The sequence below is a fragment of the Kribbella sp. NPDC020701 genome, assembly GCF_055562215.1.
Window position 1 is genome coordinate 120,090 of record NZ_JBVHFT010000020.1, and the last position, 24,853, is coordinate 144,942.

Annotated in this window: 23 protein-coding genes; 7 read left to right on the top strand and 16 right to left on the bottom strand. The window is 68.5% G+C overall.

Features of this window, described 5'->3' with window-relative positions:
• Positions 1-39: 39 nt before the first annotated feature.
• From ACZ3HV_RS37160 to ACZ3HV_RS37180, 5 genes are all read right to left on the bottom strand, one after another.
• On the bottom strand, positions 40-741 hold the full coding sequence (locus tag ACZ3HV_RS37160) for a hypothetical protein (RefSeq protein WP_465691516.1): 702 nt from the start codon (positions 739-741) through the stop codon (positions 40-42).
• An 80-nt stretch (positions 742-821) separates the two neighbouring features.
• Positions 822-2,348, bottom strand: a complete 1,527-nt coding sequence (locus ACZ3HV_RS37165; protein WP_465691517.1) for a precorrin-2 C(20)-methyltransferase — start codon at positions 2,346-2,348, stop codon at positions 822-824.
• Positions 2,345-2,971, bottom strand: a complete 627-nt coding sequence (locus ACZ3HV_RS37170; RefSeq protein ID WP_465691519.1) for a precorrin-8X methylmutase — start codon at positions 2,969-2,971, stop codon at positions 2,345-2,347. Before ACZ3HV_RS37170 ends, ACZ3HV_RS37165 begins: the two co-directional genes overlap by 4 nt.
• Positions 2,968-4,140 (bottom strand): precorrin-3B synthase, encoded by a 1,173-nt coding sequence (locus tag ACZ3HV_RS37175; protein WP_465691520.1) that lies wholly within the window; start codon positions 4,138-4,140, stop codon positions 2,968-2,970. Before ACZ3HV_RS37175 ends, ACZ3HV_RS37170 begins: the two co-directional genes overlap by 4 nt.
• Before the next feature lie 10 nt (positions 4,141-4,150).
• Complete coding sequence (locus ACZ3HV_RS37180; protein WP_465691522.1) at positions 4,151-5,341, bottom strand: MFS transporter; 1,191 nt, start codon at positions 5,339-5,341, stop codon at positions 4,151-4,153.
• 201 nt (positions 5,342-5,542) lie between these two features.
• Here ACZ3HV_RS37180 and ACZ3HV_RS37185 point away from each other — a divergent pair, with 201 nt between their 5' ends.
• The 3 genes from ACZ3HV_RS37185 to ACZ3HV_RS37195 all read left to right on the top strand — a co-directional run bounded on the left by ACZ3HV_RS37185 (position 5,543) and on the right by ACZ3HV_RS37195 (position 8,552).
• Positions 5,543-6,046 (top strand): mycothiol transferase, encoded by a 504-nt coding sequence (locus tag ACZ3HV_RS37185; RefSeq protein ID WP_465691524.1) that lies wholly within the window; start codon positions 5,543-5,545, stop codon positions 6,044-6,046.
• Positions 6,047-6,096: 50 nt separating this feature from the next.
• A complete protein-coding gene (locus ACZ3HV_RS37190; protein WP_465691526.1) occupies positions 6,097-6,579 on the top strand; it encodes a MarR family winged helix-turn-helix transcriptional regulator in 483 nt (160 codons plus the stop codon).
• Between the two features lie 617 nt (positions 6,580-7,196).
• Positions 7,197-8,552, top strand: a complete 1,356-nt coding sequence (locus ACZ3HV_RS37195) for an MFS transporter (RefSeq protein WP_465691572.1) — start codon at positions 7,197-7,199, stop codon at positions 8,550-8,552.
• Positions 8,553-8,817: 265 nt separating this feature from the next.
• Here the strand turns inward: ACZ3HV_RS37195 and ACZ3HV_RS37200 are convergent, their stop codons facing one another.
• From ACZ3HV_RS37200 to ACZ3HV_RS37240, 9 genes are all read right to left on the bottom strand, one after another.
• On the bottom strand, positions 8,818-10,389 hold the full coding sequence (locus ACZ3HV_RS37200) for a carboxylesterase/lipase family protein (RefSeq protein ID WP_465691528.1): 1,572 nt from the start codon (positions 10,387-10,389) through the stop codon (positions 8,818-8,820).
• A 73-nt stretch (positions 10,390-10,462) separates the two neighbouring features.
• On the bottom strand, positions 10,463-11,215 hold the full coding sequence (gene cobF, locus ACZ3HV_RS37205; protein ID WP_465691530.1) for a precorrin-6A synthase (deacetylating): 753 nt from the start codon (positions 11,213-11,215) through the stop codon (positions 10,463-10,465).
• Between the two features lie 14 nt (positions 11,216-11,229).
• Positions 11,230-11,583: a fumarate reductase subunit FrdD gene (frdD, locus tag ACZ3HV_RS37210; RefSeq protein ID WP_465691532.1), complete on the bottom strand. Its 354-nt coding sequence runs from the start codon at positions 11,581-11,583 to the stop codon at positions 11,230-11,232.
• Positions 11,580-11,960 carry a fumarate reductase subunit C gene (locus tag ACZ3HV_RS37215; RefSeq protein ID WP_465691533.1) on the bottom strand — a complete coding sequence of 127 codons (381 nt, stop codon included), beginning with the start codon at positions 11,958-11,960 and terminating at the stop codon, positions 11,580-11,582. The genes frdD and ACZ3HV_RS37215 overlap by 4 nt, the downstream gene beginning before the upstream one ends.
• Complete coding sequence (locus ACZ3HV_RS37220) at positions 11,957-12,700, bottom strand: succinate dehydrogenase/fumarate reductase iron-sulfur subunit (RefSeq protein ID WP_465691535.1); 744 nt, start codon at positions 12,698-12,700, stop codon at positions 11,957-11,959. The genes ACZ3HV_RS37215 and ACZ3HV_RS37220 overlap by 4 nt, the downstream gene beginning before the upstream one ends.
• 3 nt (positions 12,701-12,703) lie before the next feature.
• Positions 12,704-14,446 carry a fumarate reductase (quinol) flavoprotein subunit gene (frdA, locus tag ACZ3HV_RS37225; protein ID WP_465691537.1) on the bottom strand — a complete coding sequence of 581 codons (1,743 nt, stop codon included), beginning with the start codon at positions 14,444-14,446 and terminating at the stop codon, positions 12,704-12,706.
• Positions 14,447-14,448: 2 nt separating this feature from the next.
• Entirely contained in the window at positions 14,449-14,682 is a 234-nt protein-coding gene (locus tag ACZ3HV_RS37230) for a hypothetical protein (RefSeq protein WP_465691539.1), read from the bottom strand.
• A gap of 84 nt (positions 14,683-14,766) precedes the next feature.
• A complete protein-coding gene (gene zwf, locus ACZ3HV_RS37235) occupies positions 14,767-16,263 on the bottom strand; it encodes a glucose-6-phosphate dehydrogenase (protein ID WP_465691541.1) in 1,497 nt (498 codons plus the stop codon).
• A gap of 68 nt (positions 16,264-16,331) precedes the next feature.
• Entirely contained in the window at positions 16,332-16,709 is a 378-nt protein-coding gene (locus ACZ3HV_RS37240; protein WP_465691542.1) for a VOC family protein, read from the bottom strand.
• Positions 16,710-17,022: 313 nt separating this feature from the next.
• Between ACZ3HV_RS37240 and ACZ3HV_RS37245 the strand changes: the two genes are divergently transcribed.
• The 4 genes from ACZ3HV_RS37245 to ACZ3HV_RS37260 are packed head-to-tail and all read left to right on the top strand — an operon-like array spanning position 17,023 to position 19,576.
• The gene (locus ACZ3HV_RS37245; RefSeq protein WP_465691544.1) at positions 17,023-17,355 is read left to right on the top strand and encodes a YciI family protein; all 333 of its coding nucleotides are present in this window, start codon (positions 17,023-17,025) and stop codon (positions 17,353-17,355) included.
• Positions 17,352-18,539, top strand: a complete 1,188-nt coding sequence (locus ACZ3HV_RS37250; RefSeq protein WP_465691546.1) for an RNA polymerase sigma factor — start codon at positions 17,352-17,354, stop codon at positions 18,537-18,539. The genes ACZ3HV_RS37245 and ACZ3HV_RS37250 overlap by 4 nt, the downstream gene beginning before the upstream one ends.
• A gap of 18 nt (positions 18,540-18,557) precedes the next feature.
• Positions 18,558-19,190 (top strand): maleylpyruvate isomerase family mycothiol-dependent enzyme, encoded by a 633-nt coding sequence (locus tag ACZ3HV_RS37255; RefSeq protein ID WP_465691548.1) that lies wholly within the window; start codon positions 18,558-18,560, stop codon positions 19,188-19,190.
• Positions 19,187-19,576, top strand: a complete 390-nt coding sequence (locus ACZ3HV_RS37260) for a VOC family protein (protein ID WP_465691549.1) — start codon at positions 19,187-19,189, stop codon at positions 19,574-19,576. The genes ACZ3HV_RS37255 and ACZ3HV_RS37260 overlap by 4 nt, the downstream gene beginning before the upstream one ends.
• Here ACZ3HV_RS37260 and ACZ3HV_RS37265 read toward each other — a convergent pair.
• Both ACZ3HV_RS37265 and ACZ3HV_RS37270 read right to left on the bottom strand, forming a co-directional pair.
• Positions 19,563-23,462, bottom strand: a complete 3,900-nt coding sequence (locus tag ACZ3HV_RS37265; RefSeq protein WP_465691550.1) for a hypothetical protein — start codon at positions 23,460-23,462, stop codon at positions 19,563-19,565. The genes ACZ3HV_RS37260 and ACZ3HV_RS37265 overlap by 14 nt on opposite strands.
• Positions 23,459-24,838 (bottom strand): esterase/lipase family protein, encoded by a 1,380-nt coding sequence (locus tag ACZ3HV_RS37270; RefSeq protein ID WP_465691552.1) that lies wholly within the window; start codon positions 24,836-24,838, stop codon positions 23,459-23,461. Before ACZ3HV_RS37270 ends, ACZ3HV_RS37265 begins: the two co-directional genes overlap by 4 nt.
• Between the last annotated feature and the right edge of the window lie 15 nt (positions 24,839-24,853).

A 24,853-nucleotide genomic window follows, 5' to 3' on the forward strand; every position in this document is an offset into this window, starting at 1 on the left:
GTCACCGCTCCGGTACCCGCCGTGAACCGAGCCATGCGTTCAGTCCAGCAAGCGGTCGATCTTGTCGTGGTAGCGCTTGCCGCTCTTCCCGCCGAGGATCGCGGCGACCAGGGTCAGCAGCACCAGGGCCGCCGCGGCGCTGATGCCGCCCATGGTCAGCGTGTCGTTGGACAGCGCCACGTCCGGGCGGTTGAGATCGCTGACCCAGTCGTACTGGTTGTTGAGCAGCGCTCCGGCGCCGGCCGCGACGACCGAGGCCAGCAGCGCGAGCATCCACACGCCGAAGCCGTTCCGCCCACCGTCGAACCTGGCGAGCCGGCCGGCGACGTAACCGCCGACGTAGAAGGCCAGCGTCAGCATCAGGACGGCGACCGCCGTCGCGGTGAGGGCCGCCGCGGCGGGATCCGCCTTGGCGTCACTGGTGCTGTAGTCCAGAACCTCGGCGCTTCCGAGGGCTGCCGCCGACACGGCAGCCAGCAGCAGGACCGACATGGCGATCGAGATCAGCCAGCCGAAGAACGCCGCGCCGAACTTGAAGCCGCGGTACGACAGCAGCTCCGGATCGACCTCCGGCTCGATCGCCGTGATTGTCCCCAGGGTGGTGGGTGGTTGCGCCGGGACGATCGCGACGTTGCTCATCGCCCGGGCGGCCGCAGCCCGCACTTCCTCGTACCGCTCGGTCGGGTTTGCCTCGCCCGTGGGCGTCGTGATCGTGGCAGTCTCGCCGTACTGCTGAGCCATGTCCGCTGTTCTCCTCACTGGTCAGCCTCGCGCGGGGTCTCTACCCTCTCGAGCGCGTCTGACACAGCTGAGGGGCGGACTTAACCGGCCTCTGGGTTGGGCTCACTCGTTGTGGCCGGGTATCGACGCGGAGTGAAAACCAGGGGACCGGCCGGGCGGGGCATGGTGCGGGTCTGTGACGACCCGACCAGCAGGAGGCATCGCATGTCAACCGTTTGCGGATCGAGCTCAGCCAGGGTCGTGACGGTGATCGCTTCCTGGGGACCGCCCACATCACGCCCGATGACTACCGGAGTGTCCGGCGAACGGTGTTCGAGCAGCAGGTCGCGGGTCGCGGCCACCTGCCACGTGCGCGACTTGGAGGCGGGGTTGTAGATCGCGATCGCGAGATCCGCCGTGGCAGCTGCTGTCAGCCGCTGAGCGATCACGTCCCACGGCTTCAGCCTGTCGGAGAGCGAGAGTACGACGTAGTCATGGCCGAGGGGTGCGCCGACGCGGCTGGCGACGGCCTGCGCCGCGGTCATGCCGGGCAGCACGCGTACGGCGATGTCGGCGTACTCGGGCTCCGACGCGACCTCCGTGACCGCACTTGCCATCGCGAACACCCCGGGATCACCGGACGAGACCACTACCACCGCGGAACCCTTCCGGGCCAGATCGAGTGCGAACGCGGCCCGCTCGGACTCGACCCGGTTGTCCGAGCCGTGCTTGCGCTGACGGGCCCGGTCCGGCAGGCGGTCGACGTACGGGCCGTAGCCGATCAGGTCGTCGGCGCCCGCGATCGCGGCCCGGACCTCGGGGGTCATCCACTCCGGGCCGGCCGGTCCGAGGCCGACCACGGTGACCGATCCGTCCTTGGCTGTCCGGGGCGCCGGGGGAGTGAACGTGTTGTTGATCGGGCTCGGGAGCAGGGCGAGGGAGAAGTACGGGACGTCGTCCGGGTCCACCTCGTTGAGCGGAGCCGTCCGCTGGGCGTCGGTGGTCGCGCGTTCGACGTACCAGGCCTCGTCCGCGCGGCCGGCGAGCTCGAAGGCCTCGCGGACATTGCCGAAGGTCCGCCCGAGCTTCATGACCGCGGCGGCGTCGGTGCTGCGCAGCCGGTCGGCGAGCACGTCGGGCGGCAGCGTGCCGGGCAGGACGGTGAGGATCTCGTCCCGCTCACACAGCGGCCGTCCGAGGACGGCGGCCGCCGCGCTGACCGACGTCACGCCGGGGACGACCTCGCACGAGTACCGGTCGGCCAGCCGCTTGTGCATGTGCATGTAGGAGCCGTAGAACAACGGATCGCCTTCGGCCAGTACGACGACGTCGCGGCCGGCGTCGAGATGCGCGGCGAGCCGGGCGGCGCAGTCGGCGTAGAAGTCGTCCATCGCGCCCTGGTAGCCGCCAGGGTGATCCGTGGTCTCGGTGGTCAGCGGGTAGACCAGGTGCTCCTCGATCTGGCCGTCGCTCAGGTACGGCGCCGCCACCGAACGGGCGATGCTCCGCCCATGACGAGCACTGTGGAACGCGATCACATCCGCGTCCCCGATCAGCCGAGCCGCCTTCACGGTCACAAGCTCAGGATCGCCGGGCCCCAGTCCGACACCCCACAGTCGTCCTGTCATTCTTCCTCACTTGCGATTGCGTTGATGGCGGCGGCGGTGATCGCACTCCCACCCCGACGGCCGCGCACCACCAGATACTCCAGGCCAAGGTCGTTCGCTCTGAGCGCCTCCTTGGATTCCGCCGCACCGATGAAGCCCACCGGGAGGCCGAGGATGGCGGCCGGCCGCGATCCGCCTTCGGCGAGGAGTTCGAGCAGCCGGAAGAGCGTGGTCGGAGCGTTGCCGATAGCAACTACCGAGCCGCTCAGCTTGTCGCGCCAGAGATCAACCGCGGCGGCACTGCGAGTGGTCTGCAGCTCCTGCGCCAGCTCGACGGTCCGTGGATCCTGCAGCGTGCAGATGACCTCGTTGTCCGCCGGCAACCGTCGCCGGGTGATACCCGCGGCCACCATCTGCGCGTCACACAAGATCGGCGCGCCACCCTGCAGCGCGGCCCGCGCGTTCTTCACGACGTTCGCCGACCACGCCAGGTCCGCAACCAGATCCGTCATCCCGCAGGCATGGATCATCCGTACGGCGACCTGCGCCACGTCGGCCGGCAGATCATCCAGCGCAGCCTCGGCCCTGATGGTCGCGAACGACCGCCGGTAGATCTCGGCACCATCGCGCACGTACTCGTTCACATCGGCTCCCCGTCAACCAGATACCCGTTGCCTACCGCAAGCACATCCACAAACTCTCCGGCCGGCTTCCCGCACCGTCGCTCACACCCCGACCAGTGCACCCGCCGCCCATCCCGTCGCATGTTGGGTGTTATCCGCGCAGCATCAGCCCGAACGTCCGCCAACGCCTTAGCACACCCCGGCCGCCCCGCACACGCTGTCACACCGTTCCAGACCGAGTCCGGCCTTATGACCAACCCAACCCGCTCCAACTGCTCGCCCGCCACCGCAGGCACCACCACAGACCGCCACGGCGTAATTCGAACCCCCACCTGGTCCACGCCAGCCACCCGCACCCCGACCTCGCCGGCCGCGCTCAACGCGTCCTCCGTGCCCGCGGCTCCGGCGGCCCGCGCGATCGCGGCGGCCTGTTCCTGCGTGAGGCTTCCCAGCGGCACGGTCACCACGAGTGCGTCGCCGTGCAGCCCGGCGTCGATCGTCGTACTGGTCGTCGGCAGTTCCTCGGTCGCCTGCACCCCGAGCCGACCGAGGATCCGATCCTCACCGCGTTCGAGCTCAGCGATCCGCCACTCTTCCCCGTCACGCTCGCTCAAGAACGCCTCAGCCGCCGCAACCATCACCCCGGCGACCTCGCCCCACCCCACCCGGACTCCACGACTCCCGCCCCCGAGACTCAGCAGCGCCTCACGCCCATCGACCGCCCGAACGCCCACATCCGCCCGCACCCCGGCCAGATCCCCACGCCCGTCGTCCAGTGCGAACAGGAAACGCCCCGGCAACGCAGCCAGCCCCGGCCGCGCGCACAACTCCCGGTCAACCGCAGTCGCCACCGGGAGTATGTCGTACCGGCTGTCCTGGTCCAGACCGGACAGTGGCGAAGCGAGAATGTTCCGCACTCGCTCATGGCTGATAGACGGCAACAGCCCAGCCGCGAACAGCCGGTCCGACAGCTGTCGCGGCCCATCCGGCGTCAGGGCGCGGATCTGCACGTTCCCACGCGACGTGAGCTCCAGACGCCCATCGCCCAGCTCGAGCGCAGCCTGCCGCAGTACGTCTAGCTGCTGACCACTCAGCACCCCACCAGGCACGCGAATCCGGGCAAGCCCGCCGTCGGCCGCCTGGTGTACCGCCAGCACACCGGGGCATCGATCGGTCTGAGTCCTCGCCACAGGCGTGATGCTACGTCCCCGGCACCTCCTGTGTTCTGGACCACAGCAGCACGCCGACGGTCAGCATCGCGCACAACCCGCCACCCACCATCGCCGCCGACACCGACCACGCGTCGACCACCAGTCCGCCCAGCAACGCCCCAGTCGACAACACCGCCTGGAACGACGCCGTGAACAACACAGTCGCAGCCTCCCGCGACCCCGGCACCGCCTTCGCGAACATCCCCATCGAGCACACTGGCACCCCGCCGTACCCGAGCCCCCAGACCACCAACAGCACCAGTGCCCCCGCCGTACTGCTGCCCACCACAGGCATCAGCAGCGTCGCCAGCGCGATGAGCGCAGCGCAGCCGGCAAAGGTGACGGTCAGGTTCCGCCCAGCCGCCGTACCCGCAATGAGATTCCCAACCAGTCCAGCAGCGCCATAGATCAACAGCAGCACACCGATCAGCTCTGGCCGTACGACGTGTCGCAGGAACGGAGTCACGTACGTATAGCTCGCGAAGTGCGCCGTCACGATCAGACAGGTCACGATCAACGCGTACTTGCTGCCCCGCAAGGCCTCCCGCAGCACGGCAGGCCGCGTCACCTGCATCGGCGGCAGCGGCGGCACGGACACATACAGAACACCCAGTACCACCAGCGAGAGCACTCCCAGCGCCGCGAACGACGTACGCCACCCAGCGAACTCGCCCACGAACGTCCCCGCCGGTACGCCGAGAACCGACCCGAGCGGAACCGCGGAAAAGATGACCGCAGTCGCCCGAACAGTCCACCGCTCAGGCACCAGCCGCGCCGCCAGCCCCGCCCCGATCGACCAAAACCCGCCGATGACCAGCCCGACCACGAACCGCGCCAACAACTCGAGCCAATACACCGGCGCAGCCGCCGCCAGACACCCAGCCACGGCCAGCAGCCCCATCAACACACACAACATCAACCGCCGATCAAGCCGAGCGGTGGCGACCGTAACCACCGGAGCCGCCACCGCCGCGACCAGCCCAGGCATCGTCATCAACCACCCGGTCCGCCCCGCCGTCAGCGCAAAATCAGCCCCGATCGGCGTCAACAACCCAATCGGCAGAATCTCCGTAGTCACGATGGCAAAAATCCCCAACCCCACCGCCACAACCCCAACCCACCGCCCCACATCCACACGCTCCGCTATAACTGTCACGCCCCCACCCAACCGCCCCACCACCCCCCAACCTCGCGACTTTGCGACAGTGCCCTTGCCCGCAAGCTCAACGTCGCATTCCCGCCACCCCGCCACCCGGCCGTGCCGCACCGGTTGGCGCCTCCACACCCTCGCCATCACGCCGTGCTTTCCGCCCTCGCCTCGCCAGCGCCGCGTCGGCCTCGGGTGCGCTGACTGTCGGTGGGTGCTGGCAGGGTCGGCGGCATGGTGCTGAGAAACCGGCCGTGGCCGGCGGATGATTCGACGCTGCGGCAGTCGGTGGTCGGGTACTTCCAGTTCATCCACACGACCGCGGTGAACAAGCTGGACGGCCTGGACGAACAACAGGCCCGAGCGACACCACTCGCGACCTCACCCGTGATGAACCCGCTCGGCCTGATCAAGCACCTGACCGCGGTCCAGCGGCAGCACATCCAGCGAACGATCGGCGGCCAGGACCTCCCGTCGCTGTGGCGATCCGATGACCACGACTACGAGTTCCGGATCGGGGCAGAGGAGACGATCGCTTCGGCGCTGGCGGCGTACGACGCGGAGTGGGAGCTGTCCCAGCAGACGCTGCGCGACGTCGACTGGTCCGGTTTCCTCGAGGGCTACCGCGGGCCGATCCGGATCGAGCGGCTGCTGATGGACGTCCTGCAGGAGTCGGCCCGGCACCTCGGCCACCTCGACATCGTCCGCGAACTGATCGACGGCACCCGCGGAAAATGATCCGACTTGGGATCATCTAGCAGTAGATGATCCCGCGTTATCCTCGAAACATGGCCAAGACCCCACCGCGCACGGTTCCCGACCTCACCGGCTACCTCACGCACGTCGGCCACGTGTTGGAGACCCAACTCTCCGCCGCGCTCGCCGAGGTCGGCCTGACCCTGCGCATGCAATGCGTCCTGCGGCACGCCCTCGAAGAGGAACGCACCCAGATCCAGATCGCCGAACTCGCCTACATGGACAAAACCACCATGGTCGTCACCGTAGACGCCCTCGAAAAGGCCGGGTACGCCGAACGCAAACCCTCCGCCACCGACCGCCGCGCCCGCATCATCGCCGTCACCGACTCCGGCGCCGAAATCGCCGCCGAAGGCCAACGCATAGTCGACCAAGTCCACGCCGAAACCCTCGCCGCCCTAGCCACCCCCCAACGCAAGCCTTTCGTCGACGCGCTATCCACCCTCGTAGACGGCCACCTTTCCACCCCCGTCGAATCCCAACCCGTACGCCGAGCCCGCCAACGCATCCCCTAGCCCACCCGGCACCATCCAATCCGCCAACGCACCACTAAGCCGGCCAACGCACGACCTAGCCCGCCAACGCACCAGCTTGCCCGCCAATGCACGACCTAGCCCGCCAATGCACGACCTAGCCCGCGAACGCGCGACCTAGGCAGGCCCCTCGCCGAACCCCGCAACCCCCACTCCCGCGGCCGATGTCCCTCCTAACCGGCCCCCTCTCCGCGGCGCTGACCCGTGTCCCGGGCGGATGTGATCGGCGCAGCTTCTGCACCTTCAGCCCGCTCCCGATTCGTGGATCGCGGCCTTCGACACGCCGACGATCAGCACCAAAATCCACGACTCGATGACCGTCCGTCGCCGGTGGTCCGCTCCCCGCGGCGGGCGTGCGTCTCGGCCGGCTCCACGGTTCACTCGACGCCGGAGGTGGCCGGAAGGGCAGCCGCCGCGCAGCGGTGTTCTTTCGTTCTGCGGACAAAGAGTGATCCGTTAAAGGATCGTCTGTTACGGGACTATCTGTTATGGTCGTTCTTGTCGGGTTGAGAGATGGGAGATGACCGGTGGTGGCAGAGGTTGTGGCGGGGGCAGGTGGGGTTGAGCGGGCTGTGCGGGGGCGGGTGAAGGCGCTCGTGGTGTTGTGTGTGATGCAGTTGATGATCATCTTGGATGGGACTGTGGTGACGGTGGCGTTGCCTACGATTCAAGGGGATCTGGGGTTTTCGCAGGCGGGGCTGGCGTGGGTGATGAACTCCTACTTGATCGCCTTCGCCGGGCTTCTGTTGCTCGCCGGGCGGATCGGGGACCTGGTTGGGAGCAAGCGGGTGTTCCTGGCCGGTCTGGGGCTCTTCACCGCGGCCTCGTTGCTGTGCGGGGTGGCGGGCAGCGCGGAGGTCCTGATCGCCGGGCGCTTCCTGCAGGGGGTTGGAGGTGCACTGGCCTCGGCCGTGGTCCTCGGGATGATCGTCAACCTGTACCCGGCTCCCGGGGAGCAGGCTCGTGCGATGGGGGTCTACAGCTTCACCTCGGCCAGTGGCGCGTCCATTGGCCTGATCCTCGGTGGCGTGATCACTCAGACCATCGGCTGGCATTGGGCATTCCTGATCAACGTCCCGATCGGGCTCGCCGCACTGGCCGCGGCCCTGCGATTCCTGAACGCCCAGAACGGATTGGGGATCGGCAAGGGTGCTGACGTGCTCGGCGCCGCGCTGGTGACGGCCGGTCTGTCGCTGGGGGTTTACACGATCGTCCAGACCGCCGAGCCGCAGGCGACACTCTGGCGCACGCTCGCCCTCGCAGCCGCCAGCGCGATCCTCCTGGCCGCGTTCGTACTGCGCCAGGCGCGGATCAGGAACCCACTGCTCTCCCTGCACATCTTCCGCAAGCGAAGGCTGACCGTGGCGAACGTCGTGGTTGTGCTGCTCTTCGCGGCCGGCTTCGGCTTCCAGTTCACGACTGCGCTCTACGTGCAGCGGGTGCTCGGCTACGACTCACTCACCACCGGACTGGCGTTCCTGCCCGCACCGATCATGAACGCCCTGATGTCGCTGTCCATCGCGCCAAAGCTGACCGTCCGCTTCGGTGCGCGCAAGATGCTGATCATCGGCCTCGCAGCGTTCCTGGTGGCCCTGCTCTGGATCAGCCAAGCACCAGTGGACGGTTCGTACGTCGTCAACGTCGCGCCCGTACTCGCGGTGATGGGCGCGGGGATCGGACTGGCCATCCCAGCCGCGATCATGATCGCCATGTCCGGTGCGGACGCCAAAGACGCCGGACTGGCCTCAGGACTCAACAACACCGCTCAGCAGGCCGGTGCGGCTGTCGGGACCGCCGTACTCGCGACAATGGCCGCCTCCACCACGACGAGCCGGTTGGCTGGCGGTGCGAGCGACGTACTGGCGCTGCGGGACGGGTACGGCGTCGCGTGGCTCACAGCGGCCGCGTTTGTCCTGGCAGCCCTCACACTGGCTACTGTTATCGGCCGTGAGTAAGACGAGAGACCCTGACCGGATGGTCCTGTTCAGCGATGCCGTGGTGGCGAGGCGCTCAACTGGCTGATCCACGGGCACAAGGAGATCGAGAACCCGGACAACCCGGTCCGCAGTCGGGAGCTGGCCGGCTCCCTCGGGCTGACCGGGCTGACCCTGGTCGCCTTCATCCTCGCGGCCTTTGTTCCCGGAGTGGGGTTCTACGCGTTGTTGTTGCTGCTCCTGTCGCCGATCACGCTGCGCGTGTGGGACAGGCTGCCGCAGAACGTCAGCTGAGCCCGGACCAGAACGCGCACTGGTGTTCGGTGCTCAGGTTGACCGGCTGGATGCCGCTCTGGTCCGTGGGAGCCAATGACAGACCCTTGATCGTGTGACCGGCCGTAGGCGACCATTGCGGCCGGTCCGGTCCGTTCGGGTTGCCAGTGCGCGCGAAGGCCGTCCAGTAGTCGATCATCTGGTTCGACAACCGCTGCTGTGCCTCCGACATCGGGAAGTCGTAACCACCGAGGCGGAACAGGTACGGGAGCTCCATGGCGTGCGCGGCGCCCAACCCGGGCGCAGCGATCGGCGAGTGCTTGTCCGCGAACTCATACGCGTACACCGGCACCTTACGAGCAGCCTGCTGGTCGTTGGCGACCTGAGTGCACGACCAGATCCGGTCCGTCGTGACAGCGGCCCACGCTGCGGCGGGCGACTGGTATCGATCCAGCGGGTAGTGCCGCAGGACCTGCGGAGCCTTGTCCGGGCCGACCATGTTCGTCACCAACTGCGGGTAGTCCGAGATGTCCCCAAACGCAGGCAGCCAGGCGCTCGCCTCGTCGTGGTTGTTCCCGGAGATGATCGGCACACGGTGGAACAGGCCGGCCTTCATCGCCTTCGCCGGATCCAGCGGTACGACGGCAGTCCCGCCGTACCCGACCTGCGTGAACTGCGGCAGGTCGTCCACGAGTACGTCGGACTTCGCGGCGCGGAGGCAGTCGAGCATGGATTGGCCGGGCTTGCAGCCGAACCGGTCCTTGTTGCCATCGGCCCACTCCTTGCCGTTCGCCTGGACCGTGCGGGCGGGGATCCACGGGGAGTCCGCCGCCTGGCCCGGGTACTGGCTGTTGTCGGCCCAGTTGAACGCGCACGAGCCGCTCTGCATGATCGTCTTAGCGAAGAGGCCGGTGGCGGTCGGTGAGGTCAGCTGCGCGCAGACGCTCATGCCGCCCGCCGACTCACCGGCCACGGTGACGTTGTGCGGGTCGCCGCCGAAGGCGCGGGCGTTCCGCTGTACCCAGCGCAGGGCGGCCTGCTGGTCCTGGATGCCGTACGTGCCCGAGCCCGGCAGGCCCGGGTATCCGAAGAACCCGAAGATGCCGAGGCGGTAGTTGACCGTCACGACGACCACGTCGCCGCGGGTGGCGAACTTCGACGCCTCGTAGCTGTTGCCGGCGCCGGAGAAGAACCCGCCACCGGGGATCCACACCACCACGGCCCGGGGCTTCGGTGACCGGGCTACCGGTGTGGTGACGTTCAGATAGAGACAGTCCTCGTTCGTGGCGCCGTCCGGTGCCTCGGAGTTCGGTTGCTGTGGACACGGATTGCCGACATTCGACGCCCGCACCCCGTCCCACGGCTTCACCGGCTGTGGCGCCTTCCACCGCAACGCGCCCACCGGGGGAGCGGCGTACGGAATGCCGTCGAAGACCCGCGCCTGCCCGACCGTCTTGCTCGCCACCAGCCCGGCATCAGTCCGTACGACGTCCTGTTGCGCAGCCGTGCTCGGCTCAGCCGCACTCACCAGGAGCCCGGCCGGAGCGACCACCGCGGCCAGCATCACCAAGGGTTTCTTTGTCATGCCGGAAGCGTCGCCGTGACCGGCTCACTCCCGCGTCGGCCCGAAGGCGAAGCCACCTACACCTTTGGTCTACCTACCGATGCCTGCGCAACAGGTAGGTGTCCATGATCCAGCCCTTACGATCACGAGCCTCGGCGCGGACCTTCTCGATCTCGCCGGCGACCTCGCTCAAGCGCCCCGAGATGAGGATCTCGTCAGGTGTGCCGAGATAAGCACCCCAGTAGATGTCGGCGTTCTGATCGAGATGCTCCGTGAACGCCGTCTGCGCGTCCAGCATCACGACCACATCGTCCACATCCTCGGGCCACCCCTTCGCCAGCCGCCGCCCGGTCGTGATCTGGATCGGCCGCCCGACCTGGTTCAACCCGACCCGATGCCGCGCGGCCAGCGTGGACACGCTGCTGATCCCAGGGATGACCTCGACCGAGAACTCCAGCTCACCCCGCGCCAGGATGTCGTCCAGGATCGCCAGCGTGCTGTCGTACAGCGACGGGTCGCCCCAGACCAGGAACGCCCCCACCTGATCCTCACCGAGCTCGGACGCGATCAATCCCGCGCACACATCGGCCCGGCGCCTCCGCCAGTCGTCGACGGCTTCGACGTACGCGCTGCTGCTCCGGTCCCGCTCGGGATCCTGGCCGACGACCACCCGGTAGTCAGTGGCATAGCGCCGCAGGATCTCCGACCGCAGGTCGACCAGCTCCTGCTTGACCTCGCCTTTGTCCAGCACGAAGAAGACGTCGACCCGGTTCAGCGCCGACACGGCCTGCATCGTCACCTGTTCCGGATCGCCCGCGCCAACGCCGACCACCACGATCTCCCGCATGGGCGCAGCTTATGTCAGACCGTCAGCAGCAGTGCGGCGGCGATGACGGTGCCGAGCACAGCGCCGCCGTAGCACAGGATCACGATCGGTACGGCGTACCGCTTGAGTTGCAGGCCGTCGTACAGGGTGTAGCGGAAGCGGTGCGCCCAGTGGAACAGCGCCAGGGCGCACACGCCGAAGAGCACGAGCCGGGTGATCGGATTGTGCAGTACGGCGTACAGATGCGCGTGCGTCGGCGGTGTCAGCAAGTCGAGCGGGAACGCGATGCCGAACAGGAACAGCAGGACGGGCAGCATCAGTGCGGCGATCATGCCGCCGGAGCTGAACAGCATCCAGAGGAACGGCTCGGGGGAGGGGCGGCGGTTCATCGGAGCACCAGCCAGGCGATGATTGCCGACAGCACCAACCAGGCAACGTAGTGCGCGGCAACGATCTGCCGCGGCGGCAGCCGGACGCCGCGCACCTTGATCACCATCGCCCTGGGCGCCAGCCCGAACCAGGTCACTACGTGCAGCAGCACGAACAGCATCGCGATCACGTTGATCACGACCATCCACCACTGCCCACTCCGGTCGAGGAAGCGCTCGTACGACGCCGGCCCGTCGCTGACCGCGTTGACGAGCAGCAGCAGATAGACCACCGTCCACGCGACGAAGACGCTGCTCAGCTCCCGGAGGACGAACAGCAGGTACGACCGGCGCTCGAGCCACCAGAACAAGTGGACCGGTCGCTGGTAGACGCTCATCGACGACTCCGGGGCATGAGCAGGTCCTTGATCGCCTGAGTCGCCGCAGTGAGCTTGTACCGCTGGATCGCCCCCGCCGGATCAACCCCCTTCGGACAGGCCGCACTGCACTCGCCGACGAACGTGCAAGCCCAGATCCCTTCCGGCGACGACAGTACGGCGCGACGCTCGTCCGCACCCTCGTCCCTGGAGTCGAGGTTGTAGCGCTGGGCCAGTGCGATCGCCGCCGGGCCGATGAAGTCCTGGTCGAGGCTGTACACCGGGCAGGCCGAGTAGCAGAGCATGCAGTTGATGCACATGCTGAACTGCTGGTACTCGTCCATCTGCTCCGGCGTCTGCAGGTACTCGCCTTCCTCGATCGGGCTGTGCACGTCCCGGACGATCCACGGTTTGACGGTCGGCAGCTTGGTCATGAAGTCGTCGATGTCGACGACGAGGTCCCGGATCACCGGGAAGTTGTGCAGCGCCTCGACCCGGATCGGACCGGGTGCGTAGTCGGTCAGGAAGGTCGCACAGCTCAGCTGCGGCTCGCCGTTCACCGTCATCCCGCAGCTGCCGCAGATGCCCATCCGGCACGACCACCGGAACGACAGCGTGCCGTCCAGCTGGTCCTTGATGTAGGTCAGGCCGTCGAGGATGGCCCAGTGCTCGCGCAGCGGCACCTGGTAGGACTGCATCACCGGCTCGGAATCCACTTCGGGCCGGTAGCGCGCGACCTCGAGGGTGATCTCGTCTGCCATCAACTACCTCCCGTAGACCCGCTCGCCCGGCGGCCACTTGGTGATGGTCACCGGCAGATACGTGACGCGACGGCTGCCGTCGGGCTGGCGCCGGACCAGCGAGTGCGCCAGGAACCGGTCGTCGTCACGGGCCGGGAAGTCGGTCCGCTGATGGGCTCCGCGCGACTCCTCCCGGCGTGCCGCACACGCGATGATGCTCTCGGCAACGTCGAGCATGAACCCCAGCTCGAGCAGGGCGATCAGCTCGGTGTTGAAGTTCCGGCTGTGGTCGTCGATCGCGGCGTGGGTGAAGCGCGACCGCAGCTCGCTCAGCTGGTCGGCCGCCTTGGTCAGCGAACCGGCTTCGCGATAGATCCCGGCGCCGTTCTCCATCGCGGTCTGCATCTCGGTGCGGATGTCCGCGATCTTCTCGTGGCCCTGCGCGTGCCGGTCCAGCTCGGCCGTCAGCCGGCGCTCCTCGTCCCGGCCCTGCGCGAGAATCGCCGAAGGTACGGCGTGACCGTACCGGCCGGCGAAGACCGCCGCGGCCCGGCCGGCCCGGTTGCCGAAGACGAGACACTCGGGCAACGAGTTCGAGCCCAGCCGGTTGGCGCCGTTGATGCTGACACAGGCCACCTCGCCGGCGGCGTACAGGCCCTCCAGCGACGTCGCGCCACGGATGTCGGTGTGGATCCCGCCCATCATGTAGTGCACGACGGGCCGGACCGGCACGAGCTCCTTGACCGGGTCGATGTTCTGGTACTTCGAACACAGCTCCCGGACGAACGGAAGTTTGGCGTCGATCAGTTGCGCACCCAGGTGCCGTAGATCCAGGTTGACGATCGGCCCGTACGGCGTGTCGATCGTCCGGCCCTTGGCATGCTCGTGGACGAAGGCCTGCGACAACCGGTCCCGTGGTCCGAGCTCCATGCTGCGCAGTTGCGGCGTCGGCGACGGCGTACCGAGGTCGTAGTCCTGCAGGTAGCGATAGCCGTCCTTGTTGAGCAGCCAGCCACCCTCCGCCCGCGCGGCCTCGGTGATCAGGATGCCGGTGAACGGCAGGCCGGTCGGGTGGTACTGGACGAACTCCATGTCCTTGAGCGCCGCCCCGGCCTGGTAGGCCAGGGCCATCCCGTCACCGGTCTTGATGTTGGCGTTCGTGGTGAACGGGTACACGCGTCCACAGCCACCCGTGCACACGATCACCGTGCTCGCGGTGATCGTTTCGATCCGGCCGGTCGCCAGTTCGATCGCGACAACGCCGTACGCGCGGCCGTCGTCGACGAGGATCTTGGTCACGTACCACTCGTCGTACCGGACGATGTCGGAGTACGAGAGCGCGGTCTGGAAGAGCGTGTGCAGCAGGTGGAACCCGGTCCGGTCGGCGGCGAACCAGGTGCGCTTCTTCTTCATCCCGCCGAACGCGCGGACGGCGATCTTGCCGTCGGGCTGCCGGCTCCACGGGCAGCCCCAGTGCTCGAGCCGGAGCAGTTCGCGCGGCGCTTCGGCGACGAACGCCTCGACAGCGTCCTGGTCACAGAGCCAGTCGCTGCCGGACACCGTGTCGTACGCGTGCTCGTCGAGACTGTCGTCAGGCGCCGCGACGGCCGCGGCGCCGCCCTCCGCGGACACCGTGTGGCTGCGCATCGGGTACACCTTCGACACGACAGCAACGCGCAGCGCCGGGTTCGTCTCCGCCACCGCGATGGCAGCCCGCAACCCGGCGCCGCCACCCCCGATCACCACGACGTCGTGATAAATGCTCACAGTCAAGCCTCGTGCTCGCCGCTGTGCTCGTCCATCAGCACTTTGCCGTCGTGCCGCACTGTCCGGTTCCGCACGCTGCCGTCATGGAACTCGTGCCGCATCTTGCGGCATCCACAGGCGTAGTGCATGTCGTCCAGCCGGAAGCCCTCGAAGTCGTCCTCCTGGCTCCGGTCCGCATCACCCAGCCGCCCGCATGGCGCCCGTTCCCCGGTCAGATGCGTTTTTGTGCCCGTCATCCTCCCACCCCCTAACCGCTCGAAGGCGTATGTGATTCACATCACGCCTCGATAGTGCGCCTAGGGCTGCGCGGCGGCAATGCCTTACAGCTTGGCTTCGCGCCACTCGCGTTCGAAGGGCAGGCGCCAGGCCCGCGGCGCGATCAGTTGGTGGATCGCATTCGGCCCCCAGGTGCCCGGCTGGTACGGCTTGACCGGCGGCGGGTCGTCCAGCAGCATCGCGGACCGGTCCCACAGCGACTCGATGCCCTCGGCGGTCGTGAACAGCGTGTGGTCGCCGCGCATCGCGTCCAGGATCAATCGCTCGTACGCCTCCAGTACGTCGCCCGCACTCTCGGTCTCCTGGGTCGAGAACTGCATCGACAACTTCTCCAGCCGCATACCGGGCCCGGGCCGCTTGCCGTAGAAGGACAGCGAGACCCGGGACGAGTCGGCCAGGTCGAAGGTCAGGTGGTCCGGACCCTCCGAGCCGACCCCGGAGCCGGCCGGGAACATCGTCTTCGGCGCCTCCTTGAAGGCGATCGAGATGATCCGCTGGCCCTCGGCCATCCGCTTGCCGGTGCGCAGGAAGATCGGTACGCCGGCCCAGCGCCAGTTGTCGATCTCGACCTTGAGCGCGATGAACGTCTCGGTGTCGGAATCCGGCGCGACACCGTCCTCGTTGCGGTAGCCGGAGTACTGACCGCGGACCACGTCGCCGGGCTGGATCGGCAGCATCGACCGGAATACCTTGTTCTTCTCCTCCGAGATCGCCCGCGGTTCCAGGGCGGTTGGCGGCTCCATCGCGACGAACGACATGACCTGCATGAGGTGCGTGACGACCATGTCCTTGAACGCGCCGGTCGGCTCGTAGAAGGTGGCCCGCTGGTCCAGGCCGAGCGACTCCGGGATGTCGATCTGCACGTGGTCGATGAAGTTGCGGTTCCAGATCGGCTCGAACAGGCCGTTCGCGAACCGGAACGCGAGGATGTTCAGCGCCGCTTCCTTGCCGAGGAAGTGGTCGATCCGGAAGATCTGCGACTCGTCGAAGGTCTCGTGCACGAAGTCGTTCAGCTTGATCGCGCTGGCCAGGTCGTCGCCGAACGGCTTCTCCATCACCACCCGGGCCCGGTCGACCAGGTCCGCGTCGCGCAGCATCGCGATCACCGTCTGGGCCGCCTTCGGGGGCACCGACAGGTAGTGCAGCCGGCAGGCGTCCGGGCCGAGCTTGTCCTCGGCCGACTTGACTGCCGCGGCCAGCGCCGCCGGGCCGGCCGTCACCGGCACGTACTCGAGCCGGTCGGCGAACTGCGCCCACTCCTCGTCGGACATCCGGTGCGTGCCGAACCGCTCGACCGCGTCCCGCGCCCGGGCCCGGAACTCGTCGCAGGTGAGGTCTTCCATCGCCGCGCCGATGATGCGTACGTCGGGCGCGAACTTGGACTGCTGCAGGTACGCCAGACCGGGCAGCAGCTTGCGCTTGGCCAGATCCCCGGTGGCCCCGAACAGCACGATCACGTGCGGCGCCAGCGGCTCCTGGTCCCGTCGCGACGGGCGCGAACCCGGCGCCGGATACGCAATGGTCTGGGTACGGTCAGGCATTCAGTCCTCCCACGGACGCCACCGGAGCCAACATCCGCAGTGTAGGTGCCGATCGTGACGCCCAGGCGTCAGGCGGTTTGCCAAAGTCCCAGGACGTTGCCCTCCGTGTCCTCGAAGTACGCCGCGAAGCCCATGTCGCCGACCGGGAGCTTCTCGCCGACCTGCTTGCCGCCGAGGCTCTCGACGGTCTTCAGTGCCGCGTCGAGGTCGTCCACGTCGATGGTGATCATCGGTCCGCGCAGCGCCTCGGTGCGCTCGAACATGCCGCCGTTGATGAAGCCGGGCTCGGTCGGCATCGCCTGCTCGTCCACCGGTCCGGTCGACGCCATCGTGTAGCTCAGCTCCGGCATCACCATCAGGTTCCAGCCGAACGCCTCCGCGTAGAACGCCCGCGCCCGGTCGCCGTCGCTGAACGGAACCTCGAAATGCACCACTCGGCCTGCCATCGCACACACCCTCCCCTGGTGGTCCCTGTTCCCCTGACGCTAGCCCTGGTACGGCGCCCTCTCCAGGGCTCGGGCGATTACGGTGGGAGTGTCTGTTTCCGGCGCACCCGTTCGTCGGTGGGGTAAAGGCAGTGTCTGGTAATCCCCCGCCTACTGCGCGGCACTCGGCACGGCACCTCGCCGCACTGGCGCAAAGGCCACGATGCTCCGCATCGAGACCTTCGCTCCAGCACGGCGATGCACCGCACCGAGCACCTGCTCGCTACGGCGCGGGATTACCAGACACTGCCTGGACACGCTCTGGAGGAGGACCGTGAAGTACCTGCTGATGATCTGTGGTGAGGACGACTCGCACGCGAACGACGGCTGTGGCGGCTGGTCGGAGGAGATGGAACGCCGCGGTGTGGTGGCGGGCGGGGCCGGGCTGCGGCCGCCGGCCGAGGCGACGACGGTCCGGGTACGGGACGACGAGCTGCTGCTGACCGACGGGCCGTTCGCGGAGACGAAGGAGCAGATCGGCGGTTTCGTGCTGATCGACTGCGCCGACCTGGACGAGGCGATCGAGATCGCGGCCAAGCACCCCGCGGCCGGGTACGGCACCATCGAGATCCGACCGGTGCTGGAGCCGCCGCCGGGCGTGGTGTGACGTTCGAGGAGGTCTACCGGCAGGAGTGGGGCCAGGTGGTCGCCACCCTGATCCGCCTGACCGGGGACTGGGATCTGGCCGAGGAGTGCGCCCAGGAGGCGTTCGCCGCGGCGCTGGAGCGGTGGCCGCGGGACGGCGTACCGGACAAACCCGGTGCCTGGCTGACCACCACCGCACGTAACCGTGCGATCGACTGGCTGCGCCGTGAGGCCGTGGGTGCTCGGAAGCTCAAGGAGGTGGCTGCGATGGGTGACGAGTCCGAACCGGCGTACGACGTACCGGACGACCGGCTGCGGCTCATGTTCACCTGCTGTCATCCCGCGCTGGCGATGGAGGCTCGGGTGGCGCTGACGCTGCGCACACTGGCCGGACTGAGTACGGCGGAGATCGCACGGGCGTTCCTGGTCCCGGAGACGACCATGTCGAAGCGGCTGACCAGGGCCAAGCAGAAGATCCAGTACGCCGGGATCCCGTACCGCGTCCCGCCCGCCCACCTGCTGCCCGAGCGGACGCCCGCCGTACTGGCTGTGCTCTATCTGTTGTACAACGAGGGGTACTCCGACGTCGTCCGCACCAGTCTGAGCAGTGAGGCGATCAGACTGGCCAGACTGCTCGTTCAACTCATGCCCGACGAGCCTGAGGCCGCCGGACTTCTCGCACTGATGCTGCTGCACGACGCACGCCGTGACACGCGGCTGACCGCGGACGGCGTGCTCGTGACGCTGGAGGAGCAAGACCGCACTCGCTGGGACCACGCAGGGATTACCGAGGGCGTGGATCTGCTGGATGCGACGCTCCGCCGTGGCGTGCCAGGGCCCTATCAGGTGCAGGCCGCCATAGCTGCTTGTCACGCAACCGCGCGTACGGCCGCGGACACGGACTGGCCGCAGATCGCCGGACTGTACGGACAGCTCAAGCAGACGCCCGTGGTCGCGCTCAACCGCGCGGTTGCGATCGGTATGGCCGACGGACCCGCCGTAGGGCTGCGGTTGGTGGACGACCTGGCCGCCGGACCGCTGGCCGGCTACCACCTCCTGCCCGCGACGCGCGCCGACTTCCTCCGACGACTCGGGCGGGCGTCCGAGGCAGCATCGGCGTACCGGGAGGCTCTTGAGCTCTCCACGACCGACGCAGAACGCCGGTACCTGCAAAGAAGGCTGAATGAGGTGTCTGTCCGGGGCTGATCCGTTCGTCGGTGGGGTATGACGGACATCAGAGTGGCCGTGGCGGGGGAGCGGGCCGACCTCGCCGACGTGCTGGCCGGACTACCGGAAGAAGACTGGGACAAGCCGACGCTGTGCGAGGGCTGGCGGGTACGGGAGCTCGTTGCGCACATCACCATGCCATTCCGGCTTTCCATGCCTCGGTTCCTGGCCGGCATGGCGCGGGCCGGCGGCAAGTTCAATCGGTACGCCGACCGCCAGGCCCGCCGCGACGCCCGTGAGCTGTCGGCCGCAGAACTCGTGGATTGCCTGCGCCAGAACATCAACCACCCATGGAAACCACCGGGCGGCGGCTACCAGGGCGCACTGTCGCACGACGTCATCCACGGTCTCGACGTAACCGTTGCCCTCGGCATCGACAGGCAGGTCCCCGCAGACCGCCTTCGCCTCATCCTCGACGACCTGAACCCACGCCAACTCAAGTACTTCGGCGTAGACCTCACCAACCTCCAACTCCGCGCCACCGACCTCGACTGGACCCACGGCACCGGCACGGAGGTCCTGAGCGGCTCGGCCCAGGATCTCCTCCTGGTCCTCTGCGGCCGCGCACTTCCGCCCCACCACCTGACCGGCGCGGCCGCCGACCGATTCACCGCCGGAGCGACCCGATGATCATCTGCCTCCCGATCGACGACCGTCAGCGCTCGTATGCCTTCTACCAGGAGGCGTTCGGCTTCGAACCGATCGGTGAGCTCGCGGAGGACGGCGTACCCGAGCCTCTCCAGTTCGCCCTGGCCGAGGGCGTCAACCTGATGCTGATCCCGACCGGCGGCTTCGGCTGGGTCCTCGGCGACCAACCAGCCGCACCCCAGGGCACCAGCGAGTGCATCCTCAGCATCCCTGCCGACTCGGACGCCGCCCTGGACGCTCTCGCCGCCAGGGCCATCGCCGCTGGAGCCAAGGAAGTCACTCCACCCACCAAACACCCGTGGGGACACACCGCGACGCTCACCGACCCCGACGGACACCTGTGGATGCTGACGGTCACTGCTCCTTGAGTTCGAGCGCGTAGTCGCCGGTGGCGGTCCGGAGCAGCACGCGGTCGGAGTCGACGGCCACATTCGTGATCGGGTCATCGAGGGCCAGGCCGGCGACCCGGGTGCATGCGGTCAGGTCCCACACCGCGACATTGCCGCCGGTCGACCCGGTGACGAGCACGGTCCGCCCGTTGAGCGTTCCGATCGCCACGCACTTGACCGCCGCGGCGTCGTCGGCCGGGTTCTTGATCCGTGTCCCGGTCGCGATCGCGTACACCCGCGCATGCCCGCCGCACGCGGCGGTGACGACGGCGCCCAGGCCAGGAAGGTTGCCCAAGGCCACCGATGTGACGCGCTCCAGACCCGGCTTGGCGTTCAGCAGCTCCCAGCCCATCTCGAGGACGTACTGCGGAAGCTCGACGAACGGTCCGGCGACGGCGCGGGGATGCTCGCCCGGCGCCAACGTCCGCTGGTCCCAGATCCACAAGGCGCCGTCCACCGATCCGGTCGCGACGACCGGTACACCGTCCAGCTCACCGGTCACCGCGGCCGACTGCGGCCAGGTCTCCGGCCGGTCCACGTCGAGCGGCCGCTGGCCGGACCCGTTCCGCGGTGGTGGGTCGCCGAGCCCGTCCGGAACCGGCACCGCGGTGAGGCGGTCGAATCGTTTCGGCGCCGTGCCCGCGCTGTTGGGCCGCGATAGCGTGACGCCCTGGCGGTCCGCGTCGTACTCGATCTGCTGCAGCTGCACCAAGGCGATGTCGTCGTAGTCGGGCGCCAACGCGACGATCGCGCGTCCGCCGACCAGCCCGACCGCGATGGCCCGCGTGCGCTCGCCGTACGGCGACACCTGCTCCTGCGCGTGTCCCTCGGTGAACCAGAACAGCCGGGTCTCGATCCCGGCGGCGACGACGAACGGCAGCCCGATCCAGGCCCCGGTCATCACGTCCAGCATGCTGCCCGAGTCGGATTCGACCGGATCGGTTCGCTGGATCTCGCGCCCGTGGGAGGGGTCGATCAGAAGGATGCGATGAGCCCGGACCGGAGGGGGCTCGTCCTCCACCGCCAGTATCCGCAGTGCGCCGTCCTCCGCAACCCCGAAACCCCGAACGTCCAGCGCCTCGAGCGCCTCAGGAACCTCGAGAGGCTCCAAGGTCACTGCATCGACGAGCTTCAGCGCCCCTCCGACAGGGACGCCGGCGATGACCAGCCGACCATTGATCCGGCCGATCCCGAGGACGTGGCCGAGGCCGATGTCCGCCGCGGCGAGCCGTTCCTTGCTGCGGGCGTCCCACACTTCGAGGATGCTGTCGTACCCGGCCGTGGTCACGACGACAGGGCGCCCGTCGATGACCGACATCGCGACCGCGGTCGCCCGGTGCCCGAGCTCGATCGTGGACCTGGCGTCGGATACGCCGGTCCGCGGATCCCACAGCTCGATCCGGGTGTCGAGCGCGATCGCGACGACCGGGAGATCGTCGACGTGGCCGAAGCCGAGGCCACGGATCTTGTCCGCCGTACCGTAGGTCGACTCGAGGTCGGCTCGCCAGTCGAGGCTGCCTTCGACCATCCGCAGCCAAGGAGCGGTCGCGAGCCGGCCGATCGCGTCGCCCAACTCGGCTATCTCGGCGTTGGCATACTCCTTGAGCCGGGCGTGCAGCTGACCGGCGAGCTGGGCGGGATCGCGGCTGAGTGGGATCCGGCTCCGGCGCAGCGTCCGTTCCACGACGTCGACGGGCTGGGAGGTGGTCACCCACCGGATCGTCGAGGCGGGGTCGTCGCGGAACCGGTCCAGGTCGGTCACGGTCTTGGCCGCGGCGATCACCTCGGCGGTCTCATCGGCGCCCAGCAGCTCGACGGCGCGAGTCAGCCAGCCGGCGTCGGTCACAAGGTCGACGACGGCCGCGGAGGCCGGTGGGATCCGGTCCGCCTCGGCGACCAGGTGTTCGGCGAGGTAGCGGACGGCATAGAAGTTCGCGTCCGTCCATCCGTTCGGAGTCGAGCGGTGCCGCGCGGCCAGCACTTCCGCGATTCGCCGGTGGCCTTCGGCGTACGACGGCTGGGCGTGGAAGTGCTCGACGAACGTCTGGTGGGCGAGCCGGTAGGTGCTCTGGCCGTGTTCTCCGTCGAGCATGACGTACGGCGCCGCCGCGACCAGCAGGTGGTCGAGATCGGACTCGCCGGGCCGGCGTTCTGTGAACGCGCCGGCGGCCGTGGCCCACATGTCGTCGGCCCGCGGTAAGCCCCGGCCACGAGCATGGGCGAGCGCCTCGAGCAGCGGGAGGAAGTCGCTGTCGGCAACGGTCAGCCGGCGGACCGCGATCGCGAACAGGCCGCGGTGGTCCTGCTCGAGCAGTTCGGCGAGTTCGGGCTGCGCCGCGGGGGCGAGCAGCTCCGGACGGGCGAGGATCTCGTGCACGGCCAGCCGGGCGTACAGGAAGTGCCGGTTGTGCACGCCGACGCTCCGGGCGGCTCCGGCCGCGATGCCCGCGTCGATCGGGAGCGATCTCAGCCGGTGCTCGACGTACTTCGTCACCGCCTCGGCATCGAGGTCGACCGTCACGGTCGCCGTCGGGTCGAGCGCGTCGAGCAGGTTGGTGTCCTCCGGCTCCGGGAGGTCCGGTCCCTCGTGCGTCGAACGGCGGGTGCCGACGACGATCCGGCAGCCGGGGACCTCGGCCAGTTGCCGCAGTACGCCGGCCGTCTCCAGCGGATCCTGGGCTTCGTCGAGCGCATCGACCATCACGGTCCGGCCCTCAGCCGCGGTACGCAACCCGTCGAGCGTTGCAGACTCCGCTTGCAGATCGGTCGCCAGCCGGTGCATCACGTCGGCGGTCGACAGACCGGTGAGCAGGACCGAGGCGTCGAACACGTTGTCGGGCGGCTGCTCCGCCGCGGCCAGCTGCTCGACCTGACCGGTGCGGATCAGCAGCTCGCGCAGCGAGGGGTTGGTGTGGACGACGAGGTTGCCCAGTACGGCGGACTTGCCCGAGCCGGCCGGCCCGGTGACGGCCAGCAGTCCGGAGCTGGTCGTGCGCAGCCATTCGGCGATCTCACGACGTTCCCGGCCACGCCCCTCGAAGTACCAGGTCGGCTCGCCGAGCTCCGTCCCCTGCGCCTTGGGCACGAAGAAGCTGCGCTGGTCGGCCGGCAGACCGGCGAGGAACGCCTTCAGCTCGACATAGACATCCTGCGGGGCGGTCACGCCTGCTCCGAGCAACCGCGGCGGCCGGGTCAGCGGCCGGGCCCGCGCGAGCCCGACCCGGATCGACTGGCCGAACGCCAGCCGGTTCTCCAGCCGGCCGACCAGGTCGTCCACCCGGATGACCTCGTCGTTGTCGGCGTACGACTCGAGCGCCTCCCGGAGTGCCTTCGGCACCACCTTCAGGAAGCTCGAGCCGGTGCCGCCGCCGCCGAGCAGCGCGAAGCGACCGGCCGGATTCATCTTGGACAGGACCTCGCTCGCGAGCCGCTGGACGAAAACCTCGGCGCCGCAGGCCTCGATCACGACCAGCGTCCACGCCTCGGGGTCTTCGCTGCGGCCGGCCCACTCGTCGGCCAAGTGGTTCGCCAGTTCCTGCGCGTGGTGGCCGGTGCCCTTCTTGCGCTGCGCGCTGTTGAACGACGCCAGCCAGGCATCCTCGGTGTCCGACTCGCCGTGGCCGACCCAGACCAGGACCGAACTCCGCGGCCCGTCCCGATCGGCCCAGGCGCCCAGTTCGCGCTGCACCCAGGCCGCGTCGCGTTGGCCGTCGGTCCAGTGATGCACCACCCCGCCGTACGGCGTTAGCAGGTCGGCGATCGCCTGCGCATCGTCGTCGGCCGCGATCGGCGGGAACGGCCGCTGTACCTCGGTGCTGTAGGCAGCGATCGGAATGGGGTAGATGGTGAAGCCCGGCTCGGTCATTCGCCGGCCTCATCCAGCACGTAGTCCTCGGGTGCGACCGCCAGGACCTGTTCGGTGACGGCTGACGCACCACCGCCCTTCACCTCGATCCGGTAGACCCCTGGCTCTCCGAGTACCACCGATGCGGTCACCACACCCTCGCGACGCTGCAGCGGAGGCACAGCGACCTGCCAGCGGGTGAAGGCGTCGACGACCCGGCACGAGGTACCGGTCGCGTCCGCACCGGTCACCGTGATGGTGAGGGGCTCGGCCGCAGATACGACGTCGGGTACGTCGATCCCGATCTCCCCGGGTCCGAGCGGCGGACCGGCGGTGTCGTTGGTCAGTACGTCGCGCACATGCGAGATGGCCTCCTCAGTCGCGGCAACGGCGCCATGGGACTGCGGGAGTGTGCCGGGGGACAGGCCGAACCCGGCGGCGGACCGGCGGAACACAGTGCCGTCGCCGGCCAGATCCAGCCGCTCTTTGATCACGCCGGACTGGTCGGTGATGCACGTGTGCATAAGAGGCGTCGCTACGCCGTCGCGCACCGACAGGCTCTGCATCGTCGGCTGCTCGACGCCGATGAGCAGTCGCAAACTGCCGGCGTCCCCTGCCATCAGTCTCTTGTGCCGCTCGAAGGACTCGCTCGCGAGTTCCCGGTCGCCCTCGAGACCCGCGATGTCCGCGGGCTGAAGCCACCGTGCTGTCTCACCTTCGTCGACGCACCGGTAGAACGGCAGCAGGTCGTACAGCCCCGGCATGTGCTGGACCAGCTTGCGGAGTCGCTTGCGCGGAACCGGCACACCGCGTCCCGAACTCAGGATGTACGCCGCCTTCACGGCTCCGTAGTACGGCGTCCCGAGGGTGACCGTCGTACGTACGTCGGACGCCCCGCCGAGCACCTGTGTGAAGTACCGGGCGACCAGTCCGCCCATGGAGTGCGCGACCAGCATGACCTTGGCGTCCGCACTGCCCGCGGGGTGCGCACGCCACATGGACAGGTGCCGGTCGACCAGTCGGCCGAGTTCACTCGCGTTGTGTTCCACGGACAGGCGCCAGTCGTACGGGAACTCGCGCAGCGCGTCCGGATGTGCGAGCACCCGTCCGATGCCGGTCAGCAACTTCGTATACGGCTCGAAGCCCTTCAGTACAGGCGCGAACGCCGGGAATCGCAGCAGTCCGGTGGCCCGGATACGGTCGGTCCTGCCGGCCCGCTCGTCGTCTGTGACCGCCAAGCGTCTGAGCGCCGTACCCGTGGTCCATGCACTGACCCACCAACGCGCGTCGTCGAGACCCCACAGGACATCGCGCGACTCGACGTCGACGAGCGAACTCCCCATGATGCCCGGGATCACGATCACGGCATCCCGGGACACGGCCCCCACGACGTCCATCCGAACCCACCCCCA

What these genes read in the sequence shown, in the direction of transcription:
- ACZ3HV_RS37160 (WP_465691516.1), bottom strand. Translation starts at nt 741, where the DNA reads ATGGCTCAGCAGTACGGCGAGACTGCCACGATCACGACGCCCACGGGC.
- ACZ3HV_RS37265 (WP_465691550.1), bottom strand. Translation starts at nt 23,462, where the DNA reads ATGACCGAGCCGGGCTTCACCATCTACCCCATTCCGATCGCTGCCTAC.
- ACZ3HV_RS37270 (WP_465691552.1), bottom strand. Translation starts at nt 24,838, where the DNA reads ATGGACGTCGTGGGGGCCGTGTCCCGGGATGCCGTGATCGTGATCCCG.
- ACZ3HV_RS37260 (WP_465691549.1), top strand. Translation starts at nt 19,187, where the DNA reads ATGATCATCTGCCTCCCGATCGACGACCGTCAGCGCTCGTATGCCTTC.
- ACZ3HV_RS37240 (WP_465691542.1), bottom strand. Translation starts at nt 16,709, where the DNA reads ATGGCAGGCCGAGTGGTGCATTTCGAGGTTCCGTTCAGCGACGGCGAC.
- ACZ3HV_RS37220 (WP_465691535.1), bottom strand. Translation starts at nt 12,700, where the DNA reads ATGGCAGACGAGATCACCCTCGAGGTCGCGCGCTACCGGCCCGAAGTG.
- frdD (WP_465691532.1), bottom strand. Translation starts at nt 11,583, where the DNA reads ATGAACCGCCGCCCCTCCCCCGAGCCGTTCCTCTGGATGCTGTTCAGC.
- ACZ3HV_RS37230 (WP_465691539.1), bottom strand. Translation starts at nt 14,682, where the DNA reads ATGACGGGCACAAAAACGCATCTGACCGGGGAACGGGCGCCATGCGGG.
- ACZ3HV_RS37200 (WP_465691528.1), bottom strand. Translation starts at nt 10,389, where the DNA reads ATGACAAAGAAACCCTTGGTGATGCTGGCCGCGGTGGTCGCTCCGGCC.
- ACZ3HV_RS37165 (WP_465691517.1), bottom strand. Translation starts at nt 2,348, where the DNA reads ATGACAGGACGACTGTGGGGTGTCGGACTGGGGCCCGGCGATCCTGAG.
- zwf (WP_465691541.1), bottom strand. Translation starts at nt 16,263, where the DNA reads ATGCCTGACCGTACCCAGACCATTGCGTATCCGGCGCCGGGTTCGCGC.
- ACZ3HV_RS37215 (WP_465691533.1), bottom strand. Translation starts at nt 11,960, where the DNA reads ATGAGCGTCTACCAGCGACCGGTCCACTTGTTCTGGTGGCTCGAGCGC.
- ACZ3HV_RS37190 (WP_465691526.1), top strand. Translation starts at nt 6,097, where the DNA reads ATGGCCAAGACCCCACCGCGCACGGTTCCCGACCTCACCGGCTACCTC.
- ACZ3HV_RS37185 (WP_465691524.1), top strand. Translation starts at nt 5,543, where the DNA reads ATGGTGCTGAGAAACCGGCCGTGGCCGGCGGATGATTCGACGCTGCGG.
- cobF (WP_465691530.1), bottom strand. Translation starts at nt 11,215, where the DNA reads ATGCGGGAGATCGTGGTGGTCGGCGTTGGCGCGGGCGATCCGGAACAG.
- ACZ3HV_RS37255 (WP_465691548.1), top strand. Translation starts at nt 18,558, where the DNA reads ATGACGGACATCAGAGTGGCCGTGGCGGGGGAGCGGGCCGACCTCGCC.